Raw genomic sequence first — 24077 nt, 5'->3', positions numbered from 1 at the left:
TCAATTACGCTCAATAAGACCACTCTCCTTTATGACTCAAACTGCAGCAAATGCAAAGTACCAAGGTGTTATCTTTGATTTAGACAACACGCTAGTAAGTTCTTCTTTAAACTTTAAACATATTCGCGCCGAAATCGGATGTACTGAACACATAGATTTATTGACCTATATTGAACAGTTACCAGAGGTTGAAGCTCAAGCTGCCATGGATATTGTCTTAAGTCATGAATACCAAGATGCTGAATCAGCTGTGTTAATGCCAGGTGTTGTAGAGTGTCTTGCAGCGCTGGCAGAGCAAAATATCAAGATGGCGGTAGTAACGCGTAACTGCCAACACGCAGCACAACTGAAGCTGGAGAAAACCGGTCTTGAGTTCGATATTGTACTCACCCGAGACGATGCCCCCGCTAAACCTGATCCAACCGCGCTACTGCAAGTTGCTGATAATTGGCAAGTAACCCCTTCGCAGTGTATCTACGTTGGCGATTTTTTGTTTGATATTCAGGCTGCAGACAATGCGCAAATGGACAGTTGTTTATATATTCTTGATGCGCGCCCTGACTACGCAGATGCAGCGACGCATACAATCGAGCACTTTTCGCAATTGACTAAATTAGTCCTTCCGTAACGTTTGGTTTTTAAAAATATGCCGCTATTCTCGCAGCCCTCTAGCTCAAAGCCTTCAGTCTTGCTAGAATCTGGGCAATTTTTTAAATTCATAACACGAGAATTAAGATGGGCAGAGCATTTGAAGTCCGCAAAAACGCCATGGCAAAAACGGCGGCGGCAAAAACCAAAGTTAACTCTAAATACGGTAAGGAAATCTACGTTGTAGCTAAAAACGGCGGTGCAGATCCTGAAACAAACCTATCTTTACGTCGTCTAATCGAAAAAGCGAAGAAAGACCAAGTACCAGCACACGTTATCGACAAAGCCGTTGAGAAAGCAGCGGGTGGTGCAGGTGAAGACTATTCTCCAGCACGTTACGAAGGTTACGGTCCTGGTAACTGTATGGTTATCGTTGACTGTTTAACAGATAACCCGAATCGTACTATCAAAGATGTACGCCTGCCATTCACAAAAACAGATTCGAAAATCGGCAGCCCGGGTTGTGTAGCTCACATGTTCGATCACTTAGCTATTTTAGGCTTTGATGGCGACGATGATGAAGTGGTGCTTGAAGCATTAATGATGGCTGATGTTGATGTAACTGACGTTGAAGTTGAAGACGGTAAAGTATCTGTATTCGCGCCTCACACTGAATACTTCAAAGCGAAAACAGCATTAACAGAAGCATTCGAAGGCATCAACTTTGAAGTAGATGAAATCACGTTTGTGCCACAAACACATGTTGAGATCACAGACGAAGACGACCTAGCTAACTTTGAAAAATTCATGACCATGCTAGAAGATTGTGATGATGTGCAAAATATCTACCACAATGCGATTGTGAACAAGTAATCTTCGCAAAATGCATTTAAAAGGAGCCAATTGGCTCCTTTTTTGATTTAAGCCACACAAGGCGCTGAAAACTTACTCATTTCATTTCGAAAAGCCAAACATCCGCTATAATTTATTTACTGCGTTTATATAAATTATCGGTGAGATGTTAGATGTTGCGATTTCTGTACGCTTTATTATGTCTATCAAGCTTTTTTGGTATTTGTGCTGAGCGTGCAACCATCAGCGGCTTTGGCAACATAGGAGCCGTCCATTCCAATTCTGACACCTATCGCTTTAGAACTGATATCTCACGAGATAATGACAACTTTGAAGATAGTTTAGACTTTAGTGCCATTAGTTCTTTAGGCATTCAAGCTGACATATCTTTATTTCGTGATTTCGACCTCGTCACCCAGTTAATTTATCGCGGGCAAAAAAAGGTCACTTTAGACAACGCGCTTAGCTTAGCTTTTTTGAGATACAAACCAGCTCCTGACTGGGAGCTCAGAGTTGGTCGAACACAACTTGACCTATACTTACTCACAGAATACAGAGATATTGGCTTTGCTTACCCGTGGGCAAAAGTGCCAACAGAAGTCTATGGTTTGTTACCATATCGCAACTTAGATGGTGCTGATTTTACCTATTTCAAAAGCCATAATGAGTTAGATTACCGTATCAAGCTGTTTGGCGGTCAATCTTCGAGTCACATTGCCCTTGATAATGAAAATGTAGAACTAAAAATTGATGATGTTTTAGGTGTGTCCTTCGAACTCAGTCAATTCGACTGGACACTGTCTCTTAAACACACTCAAGCTCGCACCAAAAACAACATTTCGACCATGGCAAGTATTATTGGTGGCTTACAACAGATACCTGACGTAATTTGGCCCGATAAAGCTGCTTTTATTAACGACTTTTCGTTAATCAATAAAAAAGCATATTTTAGCTCTGCAGGACTAAAATATAGCCTAGGGTCACTGACTTTTTTAACCGAGTTTGCCCATCTCCACAGCGATTCATCTGTGGTTTCAGCTGTCAGTAGCGGTTATATCAGTACGACCTACAATTTTGATAAAGGGCAGGTATTTTATACCTTTGCGATCGCAGAGTCCGACCCAAGTGAGTTTAACGATGCGGTCAATATTCAGCGATTTTTACCTAACCAAGTTGAGGAGATTATTTTAGCGGTTAATGAGTCTTTTCGTGTATTCAGCCCTAATCAACAAACCCATTCTCTCGGTGTCAGATATGACGTGAAAGACAATATTGCCCTCAAGTTACAAATTGATCACTCTAATATTGATGCTCAAGGGGGGGCGCTGTGGTCATATCAAGGTATGAATACATTGGCACCAAAAGAGTCTTTTACCACCCTATTTTTTAGTGTGAGTTTTACTTTTTAGCTATGAACAAGTTAATTATCTTCCTCACCCTAATACTCGCTTGCTGCATAATCAATACGGCAGCGGCTAAGCCTATTTCTATTGTTGTGCATGCCGACAATACTACAGATTCACTGTCAAAAAAGCAGTTAATTGACTTATATATGGGCCGATATGTTGCCTTCCCTGACAACCAATCCGCTCAACCATTAGATACACTTACACCGGAGGGATTGAAATCAACTTTCTACAAAAGGCTCGTTAATATGCCTTTATCGAGAGTAAATGCGTATTGGTCTAGAGTGCGTTTTACCGGTAGAGCTACCCCTCCAGAAACATATGCTGACGAGCAGATGGTTTTAAACTTTATAGCCGAAAACCCCAATGCCATCGGTTATGTATTTAGCGACGCTTTAACTAAACAACAAAAACAAAAAGTAAAAGTCATCTTGGAATTGTATGAATAAGAGTGGCTTATTACTCAGACTCGCAATATCAATTAGCTTTGCTGCCGTGTTTGTCGGTTTTATTTCATCGCAGGTATTTTTTAAACTAGCGTATCAAAAAAACCTAGATAAAACTCAGGCCAGCATTGAGCAGCTTTATGAGGTCGTTGCACCTACGGCCAATATTGCGGCCTATTTAGGTGATCAAGAATTAGCAAAAGAAGTGATTAATGGACTTAGTAACAACCAAGCCATTTTAGCTGCATCCTTTGAATCTGAGCTATTCTCAATACAAAGCAAAGCTTTTAAATCTGAACCTGCAAAACAAACAGAGTTTATGGTTTATTCACCTTTTGTACCTTCTGAATCATTAGGTACAATCAAAGTTCAGCACAATTTAGCCTACATAGAAGAAGACTCACAAAATGCAGCAAGCTTCTTATCAAACTCTTTGCTGATACAAGCATTTGTTGTCACTGCCATTGCTATTTTTATAGCATTTTACTTCATCACTAAGCCTATTCTTATTATCGCAAATAGTCTGCACTCACTAAACCCTGGTACAGCAAGGCGTTTAAAGAAACCTATTTTTCATGACAAAAGCGAGCTAGGTAATTTAGTTGAAGACATCAACTTACTATTAGAAAAAGCAGAAGAGCAAATCTCTCAAGAGCGATTATTACGCTCTGAAATTGAGCTTTTAGAAAAACGCTTCAGGTTGTTATTCGAAAACTCCGTCGCCCCCATCATTTTAATGGAACCAAGAGGCAATATTCTTCTCAGCAACAAAGCTTTTAAGTCTTTAATAGAACGGATAGAGCAACCCATAAAGAAAAACTATGGCCCTATACTTAGTGATCTATTTGAAACGCCTGAATTAGTGACTCGCTCTGTTAATAGTGCATTTTTGAATGATGAAATCGCCATAGGTGAGCATCGACTAAAATTTAAAGAGCAAGATAAAACCATCTGGTTACAAGTGGTTGTATCTAGCATCATTACAGATGATTTAAAGTCGTATTATCAAATCACACTCAATGATGTATCTAAGAAACGTGACGAGCTCGATAAATTAAGCCGACGAGCCGATTATGACGCCCTAACCAATATGACTAACCGCCATGCTGGTGAGAAAAGAATTGATCAACTCATAAAAAATAAAACATCTTTCGTCTTTGCCTTGATGGATCTCAATGGCTTTAAACAGGTAAATGATATCTATGGTCATGATGCAGGTGACGAAGTGCTTATATTCGTGGCGAATCAGTTAAAACAGCTCACCCCAAGTAATGGGATAGCTTGTCGATGGGGAGGCGATGAGTTTGTGGTTGTATTAGAAAACACCAACAAAGCTGATTTTGAAGTGTTCTGTGAACAACTCACAACACGGATCGTTAAGCCTTATACTCTTATCTCGCACCAAACTAATGTACAGGTAGGCCTTTGTATTGGTGCTGCTTTTTACCCATATGACACAAGCCACAAGCCGGAGCTCATCCACTTAGCCGATAAAGCCATGTATGCCATTAAACCTGAGTCTAAAACAAGGGGAGGAAGAACGCTGGCTTTTGCTACTCCCAATAAAACTTTAGAGCGCAAGTATGAATAGGCGAGAAAGTGTTGACTACAGCAGTATTCTTGGTCAAATTGCAACAGGTAAGGTGAAGCGTCTAAAGTCACTTATTCTTCTGATCAGTCTTTCTTTGGCCTTGTTCTTTATCCTCAACATATTAATTTATCAACAAGGCTACGCTTACACCCTTGTCGTCGCTCTCGGGATCTTTTTATTTTTACACTGGTTTGTCTGTGAAGATACCTTACCAGTGGTGTCTGGTATTTTTATATGGACTTTGACCCTGTTGGCATTCTTTTTTGCCTGGAATATTGAAGGGCTCTACGACACCAGCTTACTTGCCTACCCATGTATTCTTGTATTTTGTGCCATGCTTAACAGTCGGCTACTCATCATCTCTACAACCGCATTTATGGTGTTCAGCATATATTGTTTAGCCTATGCAGAGTACATAGGATTATTAGCCTCTCCACTGGCTGAGTTCGCCGATTGGCGCAAAGCGCATAACATGGCCCTCATGATGCTTGTGTTTGCTTCTGTGGTTTACTTATTAACGAAAGACATTGACAAGTTGCTCGAAACACTCATCAAAATGCACGTTAATTCACTTAGAAATAAAACTCGAACTCAGCGAAAAGCACTGACGAATAGATTGACTCTGTTGCCTAATGAAATAGCCTGTACGCAATATGTCCAAGGTCGCATCTACCGCCATCATCAAGCAGAACAACTCAGTGCATTAATGGTGCTCACCTTAAATAACTTAAACTCCATTAATGCCTCTTTAGGGTTTGATATTGGTGACAAGCTAATCAACATGATTGCACAACGACTGAACACATTGTCTGAAGATAACGCCAAAATTTTTCACAGCTCCAACAATCAATTTTTTATTTTTATTGATGAAACTGATTACCACGATATAGAAGCTTTTGCTCACCAAGCGTTGCAAACTACTTTTTTTAGCAATTACGTCGAGCAATACGAAGTAGAAGTATCGGCCTGCATAGGTATTGCAATAGCCCCTCATGATGGCAATCACTATGATGCGCTATTACGCAGAGCACACACAGCTTTAACAAAAGCAGTGCAAATGGGCCATAACCAGTACGCGTTTTTTGATTTAGAGATGGAACAACAAAGTAAAGCGAGACTGGCTATGCTAGCTGGGTTAAAACGAGCCATTGAACAGCAAGAGTTTGAGCTCTATTATCAACCCAAGATTGAACTGAGTAGCAATACCATTGCTGGGGTAGAAGCGCTGATCCGCTGGCGCCTACCAGATAACACATTAATGCCTTCTTCTGTTTTCATTCCTGTTGCAGAGGCCTCTGGATTAATTAATGAAATAGGGATCTGGGTAGTCAAACAAGCAGCTAAAGATTGCCTTACTTGGCACCAGCTCGGTTTTAATCAGCTTGGGGTATCTGTCAATGCCTCAGCGGAACAGTTTAAAAAAGGCAATTTTGGCAGTTTAGTATTAAAATCCTTAAAACAACAAAAACTAGACCCCTCTTACCTCGATATTGAAATCACTGAGTCACTATTCATTGAAGACGAGAAAAACATACAGGCACAAATTCACCAAATGGTTTCTCAGGGTATTTCGATTTCTATTGATGATTTTGGTACTGGTTACTCGAACTTAAATTACTTAACCAAGTTCAATGCTTCGACTCTAAAAATTGATCAATCCTTTATCAAAAATATGATGCATGAACGCAATCAATACCACTTAGTAGATGCCATATTGAAAATGAGCCATGCAATTGGTATTGAGAATATTGCTGAGGGTATCGAAGATAAGAGCACTGCCAATATTTTAATGCAACTAGGCTGTCGATATGGTCAAGGCTACTACTGGTCAAAGCCTATTCCTCAACAAGCTTTTTGCCAATTTTTAATAAATTGGCCTAAACACAGTAAAGCCAGTTGAGCGTATTTCTTATGCCAAATATGACAACATCTCTTCATTGTTTTTTTTGAACATATGAATCTAATTAATCAATTTATAAAAAACTCAATCCCCTTCTATACTCAATTCTGATGTAAACAAGTCGAACGCTTGGGTGCAAAAATTTGATACATGAAAGAACGAAACGTGATTTCAAAACTCTCCCCTAAAGTTGGGTATTAAAGAAGTTTTACGTTTCATTCTAGTTGTCACTTAACGCCAATCAAGTTGAACGTAATTTAACGCACAGGATGAACATAATGAAGATCCACACTCAGTTTCGTAAGTCGGTACTTGCAACCTTTGTTGGTCTCGGTATTTTAAGTTTAGGCGCATGCGCCAGTTCGCCCCAAATGAGCAAACCAAAAGGGGCAACGGGGACTGGTAATGTTGCAGTTGGTACACCTAAATCAAATCAATTTTGGTGGCCTGAACAATTAGATTTGTCGCCACTTAGAGATCATGACAGCCGCTCAAATCCACTTGGTACTGACTTCAACTATGCAGACGCATTCAATAAACTCGACATGGTTGCGCTCAAAAAAGACATGAATGAGCTACTCACTACATCTCAAGATTGGTGGCCAGCAGACTGGGGGAACTACGGACCATTATTCATCCGCCTAGCATGGCATAGCGCAGGGACATATCGCACACTAGATGGCCGTGGCGGTGGTGATGGCGGTCAAATGCGTTTTGACCCACTGAATAGCTGGCCTGACAACGGTAATTTAGATAAAGCCAAAAGATTACTTTGGCCATTAAAGCAAAAGTACGGCGAAAGCATCTCTTGGGGTGACTTAATGATACTGGCAGGTACAGTTGGCCTTGAGAATATGGGATTTAAAACCTATGGTTTTGCCGGCGGAAGAACTGACGACTGGGAACCAGATCTTGTTTATTGGGGCCCTGAAGTAGAAATGCTTGCCAGTGACCGCGAAGAGCGTGACGGTAAACTACAGCGTCCTCTTGGGGCAACACATATGGGTCTAATTTACGTGAACCCTGAAGGTCCGAAAGGAAAGCCTGATCCACTTGGCTCAGCTAAAAATATTCGCATTGCCTTCGGCCGTATGGCTATGAGCGATGAAGAAACCGTTGCACTAATCGCTGGCGGTCATACCTTTGGTAAAATGCACGGTGCACACAAAGCAGGTCAATGTGTGGGTAAAGAACCTGGTGCCGCTGACATAGAAGAGCAGGGGTTAGGCTGGAAAAATAAATGCGGTAAAGGTCATTCAGAAGATACCGTGACCAGTGGCCTTGAAGGCGCTTGGACGCAAGCACCGACTCGTTGGACGACCCTTTATTTACAAAACTTACTTAACTTTGAGTGGCAACAGACACGTAGCCCAGCAGGTGCAATTCAGTGGATCCCAACCGATGAATCGCTACATACTTCAGTCCCTGATGCACATGTGAAAGGTAAGTTTAATTCACCAGTTATGACTACCGCTGATTTAGCCCTTAAGTACGATCCTGAATATCGCAAAATAGCAGAGCGTTTCTTAGCAAATCCAGAAGAATATCGCCTCGCATTTGCAAAAGCTTGGTATAAGTTAACCCATAGAGATATGGGTCCAAAAGCTCGCTACCTTGGTGATAATGTGCCGAGTGAAGCGTTAATTTGGCAAGACCCTGTACCAGCTGTCGAGCATACGCTTGTCAATGCAAAAGATATTGCTAACTTAAAGCGCGATATTCTGCGTACAGGTTTAACCATCCCTCAGCTTATAAGAACGGCATGGGGCTCAGCTGCAAGCTTTAGAGCGTCAGATATGAGAGGTGGGGCAAATGGTGCGCGCATTATGTTAGCACCACAAAAAGACTGGGCAGTAAATAACCCAGATGAACTGAGCATGGTGTTAAGTAGACTTAAAACTGTGCAAAGCAATTTCAACAGAAAAGCATCTGGCAATAAAAAAGTGTCTATGGCAGACATCATCGTACTGGGTGGTGCAGCTGCTGTCGAAAAGGCAGCTGACAATGCTGGCGTAACAGTGTCAATCCCCTTTACACCTGGAAGAACTGATGCCACACAAGCACAAACAGATGTAAACTCATTCTCGCTACTTGAGCCAAAAGCAGATGCCTTTAGGAACTATTTCAATGCTACAGAAAGCTACCGCTCTCCAGCCGAAATGCTAGTCGATAAAGCAGATCAGCTTAATTTAACCGTACCAGAGATGACGGCGCTTTTAGGAGGTCTGCGTGTCTTAGGTGCAAATAGTAATGGCAGTAGCCATGGCGTATTCACTGATAATGTAGGCGCTTTGAGCAACGACTTCTTCGTTAATCTATTGGATATGTCGACTGTTTGGAAAAAGTCAGCTCAAGAAGGCTTATATGAAGGCTTTAACCGTAAGAGTGGACAGAAACAATATACTGCGACTACGGTAGATCTTGTGTTCGGTTCAAACTCTGAACTCAGGGCCATTGCGGAAGTTTATGCCTATGATAATGCAAAGCAAAAGTTTGCAGATGATTTTGCCAAGGCTTGGCACAAAGTAATGCAACTTGACCGCTTTGATTTAAGACACAACCTTTAAGACTCTCACAGAGCAAGAGGTTCACTCTTGCTCTTTCTTCATCAAAAAGCCGCTAACTTGTAGAGTTAATATACAAAATTAACTATAGTCTGTATAAAATAACCACAAAAAACACCTTGTTGATGATAGCGACTAGCTTCTCCAGAATGAACTTAAAGCATGCCTTGTACTTGAGTACGGTAATTTTCATGTGTTTTACTTCATCAAACAGCTATGCTCGTACAACGCTTAAAATTTGTCATGAAGCCAGCAATTACCCGCCATACATCTATCAAGAAAACAACCAAGCTAAAGGACTATTAACCGATATCATAAAAACTGCCGCTGAAAATGCCAAAGTAAGCGTGCAATTCGATGGCAAACCATGGAATCGCTGTCAAAAAGATGTCAAGGCAGGTAACAGCCATGCTTTATTTGCCATGATAAAAACTCCAAAAAGAGACAAAGAGTACGCTTTTCCGAATTACAAAAACGGCCATCTCTGGACGGCAACTTACCCTGTTTTTATAAAACAAGCGTCAACATTTTCGCTGACTGACTATTTACCAAATAAAGGACTTGGTGCGCCATTAGGGTATGTTGTTTGGCAAGAATTGAATCAAAGAAATTGGTTAAGCCCATTTCAATATGAACCTGAATTAGGTCTCAAAATGGTGGCGCAAGGCAAATTAGATGGGTATGTGGTAGAACGCTTAATTGGCCTTCATCTACTTTATGAAAATCAACTCACTAATATTATTACCCCCTCCAAAGAACAATTATTGGATACTGTTTGGTATTTACCATTTAACAAACATTTTTATAAACAAAACCCCCATCTTGTTCAGCAAATTTGGCAAGAAATAGACAAAGCAAGAAAGCAGCATAAAAGCAAATACAATAAACCTTAGTCCTTTCTTAGTTACAGCCATACTTCAATCTCTTAAATTAACAGCCTATTTTTAGGGCTCAGCTATCTCCTCAATATCGTTTTCATACTCATTCACAAACAAAACATATAGACATGAACTTCTGATCAAAATACAAAGTCGCTACACGGCTTCGGAATAACAGCAACCCCTTAAAAACTTTATGGTTGAATAAGCATCAAAAACCCCTTAATATTCCTTTAAGTAATTAGATATAACAAAATGCAATATAGGCGCATTTTTATATAAATAAAGGCTATGTCATGACTGAGCAGCAGCAATTGAATCAAATCTATCTTGATGCCAACGCAACCACCCCCGTATTACCAGCGGCCGCACAAGCTGCGCTTGCAACCATGCAGACCCAATTTGGTAACCCGAGCAGTAGCCACATTACAGGGCTTCAAGCTAAGCAAATAATGGAACAAACTCGTAGTAAAGCACGTAAAGTAATAGGTGCTAGTAGCGGGCAAGTTATCTTTACCAGTGGCGCAACCGAAGGGATCCAAACGGCCATATTGTCTGCGCTTTATCAAGCGAAACAGAACTACTGCTCGAATAAAAAGCCTTGTATTTTGTATGGCGCAACTGAGCATAAAGCCGTACCAGAATCTCTAAAGCACTGGAATCATATCCTCGATATCCATGCTGAAATTAAAGCCATCCCAGTTAATAAAGATGGCATGTTAGATTTAGATTTTATTGCCAAAGAAGTGCCCAACGCCTTGATGATCTGCACCATGGCCGTCAATAACGAAACCGGTGCAGAGCAAGACTTAGCTAAACTAGAAACCGTGATCAGAAGCAATAACCCCAAGACATACTGGATGGTTGACTGCGTTCAGGCACTCGGTAAAGTTGAACTGGATATCGCGAATACGAGTATCGATTACGCGCCGTTTAGCGGTCATAAACTCTATGCAATGAAAGGCATCGGCTTTGTCTATATTCGTGAACAAGCGCCTTTTACGCCATTTATCGCAGGGGGAGGGCAAGAGAGTGGGTTACGCTCAGGTACTGAAAACTTACCAGGCTTAGCTTCACTGAATGTGATTTTCGATGAACTACTTGGGCAGGGTAGGGGAGTATTCGCAACCAAAGAAACACTATGCGATTACCGCGACCAACTTGCAAAAGCGTTAACAACAGCATTTCCTACCATTGTGTTTAACAATAACTTTGCGTGCAGTGTTCCAACTACATTAAACTTCGCGATCCCAGGGTTTAGTGCCAAAGAGATCTTAGATTTATTTGATGCTGCCAATATTCGTGTCAGCTCAGGCTCTGCGTGTAGTTCGAAAGTAACTGGCAGTTTTGTGCTTGATGCAATGGGACTGCCCCAAGCACAAAGTGAAGCCGCAATACGTCTATCTTTTGGTCCTGCAGCCACACAAACTGAGATAGATGCAGCCTGTGAACGCATAGCATACTGTGCTAAAGCGCTTGGCCATAGTTGCTTAGTAAACATGGGGGACTTAGACAATAAGTCAAAACTCGATGGATTAGTGCAGTTCAAAGTAGGCGGTAGTTGCTGCTGGCTATTTGTCGATGGTGAAAGCCAAGAGGCAATCATTATAGAGCCACTAGAAGAACTCACTCAGCGCTTATTGACCGTTTTAGAATGCCAAGGCCTTACTTTAAAAGCGGTTATAGACACACATGGTCATGCTGATCATACTTCAGCTAGAACGCAACTGTTAAGTAATGAATTAAAAGACCAAGTGACTGATCACCTAGGCTGGCCTAGCCAGTGTCACGTTGTAACAGTCGATGCACTGACTTTGCCGTTTATCGATGTAGGGAAATTCGCATTAGTCAAAATTGCCACGCCAGGCCATACACAAGACAGTATCTCTTTGGCGCTTTGCCATAAAGCAGAGCTAAAGGCGGGTAAATTCAATAGTCTTTATACCTTCTGCGGTGATTTAATTTTAATGGGCACACTAGGTAGAACAAACTTTGAAAGCAGTGATGCGTCTCAAATGTATCAATCATTACAGTTACTAAGTAGCTTATTAGAGCAAGATAGCCTGCTATGCCCTAGCCATGACTATAACAATGAGTTTGTCACAACTCTAAATGCAGAAACGCAGCGTAATCAGTTATTGGCAGACGTTGTAAGTCAACGTATATCAGTTACAGAGTTTATGAGCAAAAAGACTGAACTCGATAGCCATATTCATGACCAGGCCAACCAAGAAATTATGTGTGGTGCGCTGACTAATTGCTCGCAAAAGCATAGCTACATAGAGTTAAATACTGACGCCTTGCAAGCTCATTTAGACAGCACTAAAGACGTACAACTGATTGATATTCGAGAATCACATGAATATGCACTAAACCATGCGCAACAATTTGATAAAAACGTGCCATTAACCAGACTTGTAAACTTCATTGGACTCCAACGACTAAACAAAAACCAACCCTTGGTGCTTGTATGTCGTAGTGGTAGTCGCTCTTCGGTTGCTGCACAAGCACTAGTCCGACTTGGTTTTGAGCATGTTGCTCATTTAAAAGGAGGCTACGCTTTAGCGCAATAGCACCCATATTCCCCTAAAGTGATGAGTTGTAAAACGCTCATCACTTTGTTAACCCCCTTTACAGTTCCTGTGTATTCGTAAATCAATGTTAATAGAAAAATATACTATTGATTTATAAGAAATAATTTCATCTCATCTTACTTCTCAGCATTTATTCCTAGTGATAACATCACTTAAATCTAGCCTTCTAGCGCTCTTTAGAGTGATTACTAGTCTGGCGAAGATGAAGATTTCGATTTTTCAAACCTTTGCATAATTCATCGTGTTATTAAAAGACATGCGCTAATGAGAGGTTAAAACACAGGTTTCGTTTCCATAATAGCAAAGCCAATACACTTGCTTATCGCTAAAATGAATACTTGCAACCAAAGATGAAATATCGAGATAAATTATAAAATAAATAAGGGATACACTATGCTAAAGCAAGCACTAGCACTGTCTGTGGCAATCGCACTGACAGGTTGTAATAGCTCAAACGAACAAGTTGATTCAAACGTGGCAGTTCAAAATAAAACACAAGTTTCTTACCCTGATACACGTAAAGATAACGTGGTCGATACTTATTTCGGCCAACAAGTTGCTGATCCATACCGTTGGTTAGAAGATGATATGAGTGCAGAAACGGCAGAGTGGGTAAAAGCGCAAAATAACACAACGTTTGATTACCTAGCTAATATCCCTTACCGCGACCAAATCAAAGAAACCTTAACCGAGTTAATGGATTTCGAAAAAATCGGCACACCATTTAAAAAAGGCAAATATACTTATTTCTACAAAAATGATGGCCTACAAAATCAATATGTACTTTATCGCCAACTTGAAGATGGCGAGCCTGAAGTATTTTTAGATCCAAATACGTTCAGTGAAGATGGTACAACATCTTTAGCGGGCATTAGCTTTACAGAGGACGGATCACAGGTTGCTTACCAAATTTCTGAAGGTGGTAGTGACTGGCGTAAGGTCATTGTATTAGACACTGAAACCAAAAAACAAATTGGTGAAACTTTAGTTGATGTGAAGTTCAGTGGTATTTCTTGGTACGGTAATGAGGGTTTTTATTACTCAAGCTACGACAAACCAAAAGGCAGTGAGTTATCAGCAAAAACTGATCAGCACAAAGTATATTACCACCAACTAAACACGCCTCAGTCTGCAGATAAAGTAATTTATGGTGCAACAGCAAGCGAAAAACATCGTTATGTCGGCGCGAGCGTTACCAAAGATAAACATTACCTTATTATTTCTGCCAGCGTTTCAACTTCAGGCAACAAGTTATTCATCAAAGACTTAACTAAGCCAAACAGTAAGCTAGTTACTATCCTTGATCACACCAATTCAGACACATATGTCATGGATAGCGAAGGCAGTAAGCTAACCTTAGTTACTAACCTTGACGCACCGAATAAGCGCATTGTTACTGTTGATGCGAGCAATCCTGCACCAGCTAACTGGCAAGACCTTATTCCAGAAACTGAAAATGTGCTAAGCCCGAGTATGGGTGGTGGCTATATCTTTGCAAGATACATGGTTGATGCCGTATCTAAAGTAAAACAGTTTGATAAAAAAGGTAATTTAGTTCGTACGATTGAACTACCAGGTGTAGGCACAGCTTACGGCTTTGGCGGTGAGAAAGATGACGAAGTTTTATATTATGCTTTCAGTAACTATAAAACACCAACCACGTCTTATAAGTTTGATATCAAATCTGGTAAGTCTGAAGTTTATCAAAAGCCTGAGATTAACTTTAACCCTGACAACTACGAGTCGAAACAAGTATTCTACACCTCAAAAGACGGCACGAAAGTGCCTATGATCATCACCTACAAGAAAGGCTTAGAACTTGATGGTTCAAACCCAACGATTCTGTATGGTTACGGTGGTTTTAACGTCAGTCTTACGCCTTCATTCAGCTCTTCTCGTGCTGCATGGTTGAAAATGGGTGGTGTTTACGCGGTAGCAAATATTCGTGGTGGTGGTGAATATGGTAAAAACTGGCACAAAGCAGGTACACAGCTTCAGAAGCAAAATGTATTTGATGACTTTATTGCTGCAGCTGAATACCTAATCGACAAAGATTATACGTCAAGTAAGAAGCTTGCTCTGAATGGCGGTTCAAATGGTGGCCTATTAGTCGGTGCTGTAATGACGCAGCGTCCAGAGCTATTTAAAGTTGCACTGCCAGCCGTTGGTGTACTTGATATGTTGAGATATCACACTTTCACAGCAGGTGCAGGTTGGGCATATGACTACGGCACAGCAGATCAAAGCCAAGAGATGTTCACGTACCTTAAAAACTACTCGCCAGTTCATAATGTGAAAGCGGGTGTACAGTATCCAGCGACACTTGTAACGACTGGCGATCATGATGACCGCGTTGTACCAGCTCACTCTTACAAGTTTGTAGCAGAACTGCAAGACAAGCAAACGGGTTCAAATCCAACGCTTATTCGTATTGAAACGAATGCAGGTCACGGTGCAGGTACACCGACAAGCAAGATCATCGACCAATACGCCGATATATTTGGGTTCACATTACATAATATGGGTGTGACTAAGCTTTAATGCTTGCTTAAACAAGAAGAGATTGAGAGCACCTGATGGTGCTCTTTTTTATTCTATGAAATGAAAAATTAAACCGCCTCTCTTAGCCTTGAAAGTTGTTTTTCAAGTGTCTGTAAGTTGAAAGGCTTCAAGATAAATCCGCTGACTTTTTCTAATAAAGCTTGCTGTACTTTTTGCTTGTCGTTTTCACAAGTCACCATGATCACAGGCGTGTCTTTTAATTTTTGATCATTGCGGATCGATTTAAGTAATTGCTGACCATCCATTTTGGGCATATTGAGATCGGTGATCACAAGATCGTAAGAGGCATTTTTTAGCATCCCTAGCGCCTGGAAACCATCAATAGCTTCATCTAAATGTTCGAAACCGACATGCCTTAACATATTCATCATTACATGTCGCATCGCGGCCATGTCGTCAACAACGAGTACTTTCATCGTCAAAAGTCTCCCTACTTAGAGTCAAACAATCAAAAATAATACCAATCAGCTTAACTAAGTAGTCTATTTTGAGGCAAGAAAACCTGGTTGGTAGCAAGGCAAAGATTTCGCTATTTAGTTGTTCTAAATGAGAAATCTTTAACGCAGCTATCATCAGGTTTAATCCCTTAAAATGACTAAGTGTTATTGCGGACTGGTATAAATATAGAATACAAGGAAGGAAATTACTGCAAAAAGTGCGATAAAGCCATTACAGCTGATTACAGATTACTGCGCTGTAAGACTTAAGCCTTACTAAGTGGGAGCTCCATAAAAACACTCAGCGGATTATCTCGGTAAAGACCAAAACGCTCACATCGCTTAAAACCTAAACTTTCGTATAAGCTGATTGCTTCAGCCTGCTTACTACCTGTTTCAAGGCGCATAAGAGGGATTTGCGCTTCTCCGGCATAATGAAGCAGGGTTTGCATAATACGCTTAGATAACCCCTTACCTCGATAAGCGGGTTTTACATATAAACGTTTCAACTCACCATATAGCGTTTTATCAAACTGTTTAACAATCGCACCACAAGCAACAATGCCATCTTCATTTAATAAACCGATAGCACGCACATTGGGTTGGCGTAATTCAGAAAGCGCAAGAGACTGATCACTGGCAATAGGGTAGAGCGTATTCATCAGCCGATCGATCTCCGCAAATAATTCAATGACATTGGGATCTTCTGGGTTTAAATCGACTAATTGCATATTACGTCAAATCCTATTTGATATCTAAAAGCAGCCATAAACTATACCTGCTTGATTAAAATGAACAAGTTAATTTAACCGATATAAACAACTATTTAACTTAAAAGTTAATGTAGATCAGAAAGCACAATGCTTTAGCTTGTTAACTGCATCTCAAAGCGACGCTACAGTTAGTAAAAATTTGATCTATCAATCAAATAAAATCGTTAAAGTTAGTAAAATTTCGGTTTATAGCTGAAGTTTGACCCTCGATTGTTTAAATAAATTCAATTTAATTCTAAAAAATAATGTGAATTTTCTTCTCTAAGAAAGAATTGTAAGTCAGTACCTAGAAATCACCTTGAATAACTTCAAGTAAGACTAAAAAAAACAACCCGTTTAATATTCATAGCCTGAGTTAGAATAATCGTGATCTAATCATCAGATTTTAAGTGTAAAGGGGCTTTACACTTAAAATTTAAACAATAAAAAGCATTTTGATTCACTCTGATTTACCATCTAAAACAAATAATAAGCTTTTTAAACTGGCTTCTGGATCACTATCAATGAACTCTGGCGGGTTGTCTAAACGGTGCTGATAACGCATTGAAGGTGCATGTTCCGCCATTTCGTCAATTAAAAATTGAGAAGTCAGATCAGGATCATTCACGCATGCAAGTACTTGCCCGTTTTCGCTCAGTAATTCATGTAAACGACGTAAAATCTTTTTATAATCTTTGGTCAGTGCAAAACTGCCTTTTTGAAAACTTGGCGGGTCAATGATAATCAAGTCGTAAGGTCCGAACTTTTTGACTTTCCCCCAAGATTTAAATAAGTCATACCCTAAGAATCGGACTTGTCTCAAATCATGCTCATTTAATTGATGGTTCACCCTGCCTTTTGACAGTGCCGCTTTGGCCATATCAAGATTCACAACACTTTGAGCATCACCAGCAATGGCTGCAACTGAAAAACCGCAGGTATAGGCAAAAAGGTTTAAAACACGCTTATTCTTACTGTTTTCTAATACCCACTTACGACCATAGCGCATGTCTAAAAATAAGCCGTTATTTTGCTTTTGACCCAAATCGAGCTGAAACTTCAATCCGTTTTCAATGACATTTTGCTGTTCTGTTAATTCACCAAAAACCACTTCTATCGGTGAACTCATTTTAAATCGATACTGTAACAATACACTTTTGACTTGCGCCTGCCATGCATCTATCTGCAACCATGCAGTAATATGCTGTTTTAACACGGACAGAAAATCTTCATCGACTTCTTTGAAAATTGAAATCAAGATTTGTCCATCAAGCCAGTCAATTGTTATTTGCTCAAGCCCTTCAAACGCTTTACCTCGGCCGTGAAATAAACGCCTTACTTCATTCGGCAAGGGAGGAAGATTAGCAAGATGAGAATCAAGGAATGAGATTGCTGAGGACTGCATAACGGGCTCAAAAAAGTAAATAGGGGCGTATTGTACTCACAAAAACACGAAGCCCCTAATTTCTTTAACCCAAGCTTATTTGTTCAGCAACTTTGTGCGTTTTTCACAAACTCTGAATAAATAGAATCTTTAATGAGTCTATCAGGTGTAAATGCATAATAATGCTGGTAAACATTTTCAATTGCACCCAAATAAGTCACATCGAGCGCTTTTTCGATTTCCTGCTTAATTGACAATGGCGCAGGGAAAATACCAAATCCTTGTTCGCCTAATGCTTTCATTAATGCACTGTCATCAACGTGACCCGCTACAGATACCTCTAACTCTAGGTCTTCTAACCAAAACTTAATCGCGCTTGTCACCGGGCTGGTTTTAGCTGGTAAAATGACAGGCAGCTCACTCAGTAAGTTAGGGAATTGCGTTTGTACACTGCTTTGTAAGCTGGCTTTACCAAAAAAGCCCAGTTGGCTCTTGCCTATCTCATGGCAAAAAGCCTTAAACGGCAGACTGCTATCTAATGGCTTATCGGCTAATACCAAATCAAGCTTGTGGGTTGCCATTTGCGCCAGTAGCTCCGCTTGTTGGCCATCAATACAATGTAAATTCGAAATACGTTCGTTTTCAATCAAAGGCGCTAACCATTTAGATACCAAAGATTTAGGTAAGGAATCGGAGATACCTACCCTAAGCGTTTTAGAGACATTGCTCATATCACCTTGAGTCGTCTCCAGCCACTCTTCGGCAATGGCAAACATATCATCGGCATACTGTTTAGTGACTTGACCAAACTCAGTGAGTCGTAAACCTCGCCCTTCACGTAAAAATAATGGTTTACCTAGTCGATGTTCAAGACTGGTAATTTGTGCACTGACCGTTTGTGGTGTCAGATGTAACACTTTACTGGCTGCCGCGATGCTGCCATGGCGGCTTACTTGCCAAAAGTAGTAGAGGTGGTTGTAATTAATGTTAGTAATCATTCGATTTCACCGAACCCTAAGTAAGATTTAATCAGCTTTTTTCTTTTCTATTACATTAGTAGATTAATTCCATCGCTGCAATATATCGCGATAAAACTTTATAAACTGATTGGAATTTACACGATGAAACTAATTTTGACGCTACAAGACAAATTACAAAATGCTGCGACAAAAATGCAAATTTCACGGCTGGTGAATAGCAAGCTGTCTAAGTACAGTAAAAACATCCGTAAAATTACTATCAATGTAAAAGACATACATCAAGATAAAGCCACCAGCATGAAGCAATGCAGCATTGAGTTATTATTGCCAGGCTTGCCAAGTATGCAGATTAAAGCCAAGGGTAAAGACTTATTACAAGCAACAAAACGCGCTCTTCAGTATTCACAACAACAATTAGCGCATAAGTACCAACTAGGCCACTAATTCCCAAGCACTTGCCATGGCATGGATGCCGTGATTTTTCTTAAACAATTGCTTGGACACGACATATCTTCAAAACTGCAAACATCTACTGCCAACATGTTAAACTCTTAATATTAAGTAAAAACCTCGAGACGTGACATGTTAGTTTTATCCAACAATGTTGAAATTCCAGCTTGGCAATTAGAGTTCAGCGCGATCCGCGCCCAAGGCGCTGGGGGTCAAAACGTCAATAAAGTATCAACCGCCATTCATTTAAAGTTCGATATTAAACGTTCATCGTTGCCACAATTTTATAAAGAAAGGCTACTTGCGCTAAAAGACTCTAGGATCACCAAAGAGGGGGTCATTGTCATCAAAGCGCAGTCGCACCGTAGCCAAGAAATGAATAAAGAAGAATCATTAGAGCGCTTAAAAGCCCTTATTTTAGATGCGATTAAAGTTCAAAAGGCACGAAGGGATACAAAACCTACCCGAAGCTCACAACGTAAACGCGTCGATAGCAAAGTCAAAAAAGGCCAAACAAAACAACTTCGCAAGCGCGTTGATTACTAAATACACTCCTTGCCCCTATTTTAGATATTATTTATTGCAGATAACGGGTAAATTGTTTAATAATAACGCATTCAAAAGTGTGTACTTTTGAACTTTAAGGTAAGCCAAAACGACTAGGAAGAAATATGAAGACTCAACTCGCGTTATTATTCACCGCTATGACTGTACTATCAGGCTGTTCAACAACGACCGTTGAGCGCACAGTTAAAGACGGCGTTAACGGTGCAATAAACGGTATCCTTGGTTCTACAAGCCCATCATCTCCTGTAACAAACACACCCAATCAATCTGGTAATTATTCGGTTCGCAGTGAAAACATCTCTATTATCACAGCTGAAAAAACGTCGCGAGATTATGGACAAACAACCATAACTAAAGCAGAGCGTAATCCAAACGAAAAAACAATCCTTAAAATAGGACGATCTTTTCACCCTCGTATTGGTAATGTCGCATTCGAAGCTTACTTATATGAGTACTCACCTGAAGGCTGGTTAATAAAAACAAGAACTAAGTTTGATACGACCTTTAATGAGAATATTACGCTGCCTGCTGGTAAATATTACATTAAAGCGCAAACCAGAGGTGTTGACAGAAAATCCTATGCAACAGGTACGATTACCATTGACCCATTCGTCACAAATTACATCACCTTAGAATTCGAATAGTTTGTATTAGCAAAAAAGGCCTTAATTAAGGCCTTTGATATTTTTGATAACGCTTCTAAATCTTTCCTTTCTAACTGTGATAAAGCTCATTTTGGTAGAGTGATCACGAAACTCGCGCCACCAAGTTTACTTTTTGCGACCACACATTGCCCTTTGTGCCAACTCACTATTTTTTTCACTATGGCCAAACCAAGCCCATAGCCACCAAGGTGCTTATTACGGCTCTTTTCTAGTCGAACAAAAGGCATAAACACGCTCTCGTATTGGTCTTCTGCTACCCCTTCACCATCATCTTCAACCACAATAATCACCTGCTGTTCAACCTCTCTCAGAGATACATCAATTTGGCTAGCACCATATTTATCAGCATTTTGCAGTAAATTTTGTAATACACGAGCAAGGTAATGCGCATTGGCATTGACTTTAATACCTGATGAAATAGATGCGGTAACTTCTTTACTACTATGCCCTTGCAACTTATCAAGCTGCGCCTGCATTAGCTCTGATAGATTAAACTCTTCACAACTTAACTGCTCACCCGCGATTTCTAAACGTGCGTAACTGAGCATTTCATCGATTAATGACTCCATCTCTTGAACATCTTGTTGCATACCAGAAACTTGCTCAGGCTGTGCACTTTGTAGCATAGCCAACGCAAATTTTAATCTCGCAAGCGGAGTACGAAGTTCATGAGAAACCGCATTAACGAGCTGCTTTTGATCCGTCATCAAATTAGCGACTTTTTGCGCCATAATATGAAATTGCTCGGTGAGATCAGAAATGGCAGAAAAGCGAGAAGTCTTTCGTTCTACATTTAAGTTGCCTTGCGCTAATTGTTCTGTAACTCCCTTAAATTGCATCAGGTCTAGCCATAAAGGTCTTAACCAAACAATCAACAATAACCCTAACACCAGAAAAGAGATGAATTTGAAAAGGTATAGTTTATTCGACGCCGGTTCTGAGGGTAAAAATGGCCCTAGTTGAACTAAGGTATAATTATCAATAAGTAAAAAACTCAATAATGCCTGACCCTGCTCATTATAGGTTGTCAGCACTTCACCATTTAATAATTGAGTGCGCTGCTCGTCTAACCAAGCGATGCTATCAATATCTAACCCCTGATAACTCGCTTGCAGCTGTGCTGGCGAGGTAATGTGTGCCCGCATGACATTAGCAACTTGTTTGGCATGACGAAGTTCATCTGGGGCTTGTGTTACCCAATTTTGCCAAACATAGTCACTGGCTTGATTGATAACAATAATACTGGTTATGACTACCAAGTAGAGACTAATAAGAAGACGAACCACGCTTGATTAATCCCAAGCTGACTTCGAACATAAGTAGCCTTTACCCCATACTGTGATGAGCCTAAATGGTTGCTCTAGGTTATCTCCTAGCTTCTTGCGAAGACGTGAAATGCGCACATCGACACTGCGATCAAGTCCATCATATTCTCTGCCTACTACATGTTTATAGATAAACTCTCTGCTTTGAGTTTCACCCGCGTTGCTTGCTAGCGCCCACAATAAATCAAACTCATAACTGGTTAGCTCAACCTCCTCGCTATCAAGGTAAACTCGGCGATCTGATTTATCTATTTGTAATGTACCTAGGGTTAGAGAATCTTGATTTACTGGCTTATTTTGACAACGACGGAGTAGGGCATTTAAACGCGCTAATAGCACAAAAGGCTCAACAGGCTTAATAACATAATCGTCTGCCCCAATCTCGAGTCCTTTGACTTGATCAAAGTCGCTATCTTTGGCACTTAAAAACAATACAGGCCCAGAATATTCGTCTTTAATGGCACGGCAAATACTGAACCCATCTTGATTCGGTAGCATAATATCTAAAATCACGATATCAGGTTGCATAGCAATGATCTGCTTAGCAGCGTCAGCCCCATCATGGATCATCTCTACTTCAAACCCATTTGCTTTTAAAAATTGCGCAGTCAAAGTGGCTAAGCGAACATCGTCTTCAACTAAAATAACTTTAGACATTAAAATAAACTCCAATCAGACTTTAACTTTCGGCGATACTTTCGACTACTCAATGCATGCACCTTGATGGTTTGTTCAACTAATGTATTTTGCTTCTTATCACGCAAGCTGAATACCATGGTTTTTTCGAGTGTCACATCAAAAATTTCAGATACTTGATTTTGCTTAGCCCAACACTTCAGTTGCTGTTTATCCTGAAACAAACACACACTCTGCGGCACAGGTGACTGCCAAGTCACGTTCGTTTTCATTTGGCATGCTTCACCTAAACTTTTCACAACGCAGGTGATAGGCTTTATAGCAAGGGAGGTCACATATTGATTATCATGTTCAGAAGCGCTTTGCGCATTTGCAAGAGAGGCGAATAAACAACTCGAAACCAATATGAATAATAGGCGACTAAAACTCATAAAGCCCCCCGATAAATACATAATCTTGGTGCTTATCATTCACTAATGGGCTATCAGTTATCGCACTCGATAAGAAAGCACGCTTGGCACTGAATTTAAACTGCCATTGCTTATTAATCCGGTAATTAAATACCACCCCAAGAAAAGGTGACACACCTTGTTTACCCTGATAATAGTACGCTTGCTCTACGTTATCTTTACTATTTAGACCATAGTAATAGTCAAGAAGCTCAGCACTTTGCCAGTCAAACCCAACAGAAAGCTGTAATCTCGCAGGCCAGTCAAAAACGGGAAGCTGGTATTTATAACTGGCTTTAATATACTGACCTTTATAAACGCCACTGACATCATGTGACCACTGAGCGGTTATTTTATGCTGTTTACCTATATACCAATGGGCAAGTACACCGGCATCTATAGCCCAATCGCGCTTGGCAATATCATCTAAAGTTGGAAGACGTTTTGGTTCAGCAGGTTTATCTGTATCAGGGAAAAGGTCTTCAGACCCGTTCGAATCAGGAGAAGTTGGGACTTCAGAGTTTCCACCTTCACTGAGCGCACCATCAACGCCAATAATATTACCGGCATGCAGCCGATTAAAATGCTTTTGCTCACCATTGAGTTCTAAAATAGCACTTATGTCAAAGTGTTCAGCTTCTTGAAATGTATAACCAAGTGTGGTGTTTTCAAGAAAAAACTGTTCATTGTAGTAACTGACATAAGGCACCACAATGAGAGGGATATTTTCGCCACCTTGCAAAGGGTTTGTCAGTACACCGCCCCCAACGGCTAGCGACACCTGCCATTGACCAATTTCAATACATTCCTCATTGGCTTGCGAGCAAGTTGCAGACTCAGCAGCTAAACCTAATCTGGACGTCGTTAACGCAGCCAACAGCAATAAATACTTTAAAGAAGCTTTCAAAATCAAACCCTTCTATTTCCCTGACTATAATTTACCACTCCTAAGTTATTTTTCTATGCTCGGTTACATTAAATAACAATTCGCCTAGCTAAAATAACAGATATTCTAGGCAGGCTGATTAAGATTAAAAAACACACAACGACT

At 40.4% G+C, this 24077-nt stretch carries 21 protein-coding genes; 13 read left to right on the top strand and 8 right to left on the bottom strand.

Going from position 1 to position 24077, the window contains the following annotated elements:
* Positions 1-31: 31 nt before the first annotated feature.
* From AC1HJP_RS00925 to AC1HJP_RS00880, 10 genes are all read left to right on the top strand, one after another.
* Positions 32-628 (top strand): HAD family hydrolase, encoded by a 597-nt coding sequence (locus AC1HJP_RS00925; RefSeq protein ID WP_480359743.1) that lies wholly within the window; start codon positions 32-34, stop codon positions 626-628.
* A gap of 107 nt (positions 629-735) precedes the next feature.
* Positions 736-1461 (top strand): YebC/PmpR family DNA-binding transcriptional regulator, encoded by a 726-nt coding sequence (locus tag AC1HJP_RS00920; RefSeq protein ID WP_421963982.1) that lies wholly within the window; start codon positions 736-738, stop codon positions 1459-1461.
* 152 nt (positions 1462-1613) lie between these two features.
* Positions 1614-2849 carry a hypothetical protein gene (locus AC1HJP_RS00915; protein WP_480359742.1) on the top strand — a complete coding sequence of 412 codons (1236 nt, stop codon included), beginning with the start codon at positions 1614-1616 and terminating at the stop codon, positions 2847-2849.
* A 2-nt stretch (positions 2850-2851) separates the two neighbouring features.
* Positions 2852-3295 (top strand): hypothetical protein, encoded by a 444-nt coding sequence (locus AC1HJP_RS00910; protein WP_480359740.1) that lies wholly within the window; start codon positions 2852-2854, stop codon positions 3293-3295.
* Positions 3288-4883 (top strand): diguanylate cyclase domain-containing protein, encoded by a 1596-nt coding sequence (locus AC1HJP_RS00905; RefSeq protein WP_480359739.1) that lies wholly within the window; start codon positions 3288-3290, stop codon positions 4881-4883. Before AC1HJP_RS00910 ends, AC1HJP_RS00905 begins: the two co-directional genes overlap by 8 nt.
* A complete protein-coding gene (locus AC1HJP_RS00900; RefSeq protein ID WP_480359738.1) occupies positions 4876-6783 on the top strand; it encodes a putative bifunctional diguanylate cyclase/phosphodiesterase in 1908 nt (635 codons plus the stop codon). The genes AC1HJP_RS00905 and AC1HJP_RS00900 overlap by 8 nt, the downstream gene beginning before the upstream one ends.
* A gap of 278 nt (positions 6784-7061) precedes the next feature.
* Positions 7062-9350 carry a catalase/peroxidase HPI gene (gene katG / locus AC1HJP_RS00895; RefSeq protein ID WP_480359737.1) on the top strand — a complete coding sequence of 763 codons (2289 nt, stop codon included), beginning with the start codon at positions 7062-7064 and terminating at the stop codon, positions 9348-9350.
* Positions 9351-9538: 188 nt separating this feature from the next.
* Positions 9539-10240, top strand: coding sequence for a transporter substrate-binding domain-containing protein (locus AC1HJP_RS00890; RefSeq protein ID WP_480359736.1), 702 nt, complete (start codon positions 9539-9541; stop codon positions 10238-10240).
* A 281-nt stretch (positions 10241-10521) separates the two neighbouring features.
* Entirely contained in the window at positions 10522-12798 is a 2277-nt protein-coding gene (locus AC1HJP_RS00885) for an aminotransferase class V-fold PLP-dependent enzyme (protein ID WP_480359735.1), read from the top strand.
* 414 nt (positions 12799-13212) lie between these two features.
* The gene (locus AC1HJP_RS00880) at positions 13213-15360 is read left to right on the top strand and encodes a prolyl oligopeptidase family serine peptidase (protein WP_480359734.1); all 2148 of its coding nucleotides are present in this window, start codon (positions 13213-13215) and stop codon (positions 15358-15360) included.
* Between the two features lie 68 nt (positions 15361-15428).
* Here AC1HJP_RS00880 and AC1HJP_RS00875 read toward each other — a convergent pair whose 3' ends face one another.
* The 4 genes from AC1HJP_RS00875 to nhaR form a co-directional block, all read right to left on the bottom strand.
* Complete coding sequence (locus AC1HJP_RS00875) at positions 15429-15797, bottom strand: response regulator (RefSeq protein ID WP_480359732.1); 369 nt, start codon at positions 15795-15797, stop codon at positions 15429-15431.
* Positions 15798-16084: 287 nt separating this feature from the next.
* Positions 16085-16549: a GNAT family N-acetyltransferase gene (locus AC1HJP_RS00870; RefSeq protein ID WP_390443411.1), complete on the bottom strand. Its 465-nt coding sequence runs from the start codon at positions 16547-16549 to the stop codon at positions 16085-16087.
* A gap of 481 nt (positions 16550-17030) precedes the next feature.
* Positions 17031-17975: a class I SAM-dependent methyltransferase gene (locus AC1HJP_RS00865; RefSeq protein WP_480359730.1), complete on the bottom strand. Its 945-nt coding sequence runs from the start codon at positions 17973-17975 to the stop codon at positions 17031-17033.
* 83 nt (positions 17976-18058) lie between these two features.
* Complete coding sequence (gene nhaR / locus AC1HJP_RS00860; protein ID WP_138479318.1) at positions 18059-18952, bottom strand: transcriptional activator NhaR; 894 nt, start codon at positions 18950-18952, stop codon at positions 18059-18061.
* Positions 18953-19075: 123 nt separating this feature from the next.
* Here nhaR and AC1HJP_RS00855 point away from each other — a divergent pair, with 123 nt between their 5' ends.
* The 3 genes from AC1HJP_RS00855 to AC1HJP_RS00845 all read left to right on the top strand — a co-directional run bounded on the left by AC1HJP_RS00855 (position 19076) and on the right by AC1HJP_RS00845 (position 20595).
* Entirely contained in the window at positions 19076-19378 is a 303-nt protein-coding gene (locus tag AC1HJP_RS00855; RefSeq protein WP_480359728.1) for a hypothetical protein, read from the top strand.
* A 138-nt stretch (positions 19379-19516) separates the two neighbouring features.
* Positions 19517-19930 (top strand): alternative ribosome rescue aminoacyl-tRNA hydrolase ArfB, encoded by a 414-nt coding sequence (gene arfB, locus AC1HJP_RS00850; RefSeq protein ID WP_138479322.1) that lies wholly within the window; start codon positions 19517-19519, stop codon positions 19928-19930.
* Between the two features lie 125 nt (positions 19931-20055).
* Positions 20056-20595, top strand: a complete 540-nt coding sequence (locus AC1HJP_RS00845) for a hypothetical protein (RefSeq protein WP_480359727.1) — start codon at positions 20056-20058, stop codon at positions 20593-20595.
* A gap of 86 nt (positions 20596-20681) precedes the next feature.
* Here the strand turns inward: AC1HJP_RS00845 and AC1HJP_RS00840 are convergent, their stop codons facing one another.
* From AC1HJP_RS00840 to AC1HJP_RS00825, 4 genes are read right to left on the bottom strand one after another with little or no spacing between them, the layout of a single operon-like run.
* Complete coding sequence (locus tag AC1HJP_RS00840; protein WP_480359725.1) at positions 20682-21902, bottom strand: ATP-binding protein; 1221 nt, start codon at positions 21900-21902, stop codon at positions 20682-20684.
* A gap of 6 nt (positions 21903-21908) precedes the next feature.
* Entirely contained in the window at positions 21909-22598 is a 690-nt protein-coding gene (locus AC1HJP_RS00835; protein WP_480359724.1) for a response regulator, read from the bottom strand.
* Entirely contained in the window at positions 22598-23008 is a 411-nt protein-coding gene (locus AC1HJP_RS00830; RefSeq protein WP_480359723.1) for a DUF3019 domain-containing protein, read from the bottom strand. Before AC1HJP_RS00830 ends, AC1HJP_RS00835 begins: the two co-directional genes overlap by 1 nt.
* The gene (locus AC1HJP_RS00825; protein WP_480359722.1) at positions 22998-23933 is read right to left on the bottom strand and encodes a MipA/OmpV family protein; all 936 of its coding nucleotides are present in this window, start codon (positions 23931-23933) and stop codon (positions 22998-23000) included. The genes AC1HJP_RS00830 and AC1HJP_RS00825 overlap by 11 nt, the downstream gene beginning before the upstream one ends.
* Positions 23934-24077 lie beyond the last annotated feature (144 nt).

It is taken from the genome of Pseudoalteromonas sp. NFXS53 (assembly GCF_056629255.1).
Note: the sequence above shows the minus strand (reverse complement) of the source record. Positions and strands in the feature narration are given on the sequence as shown.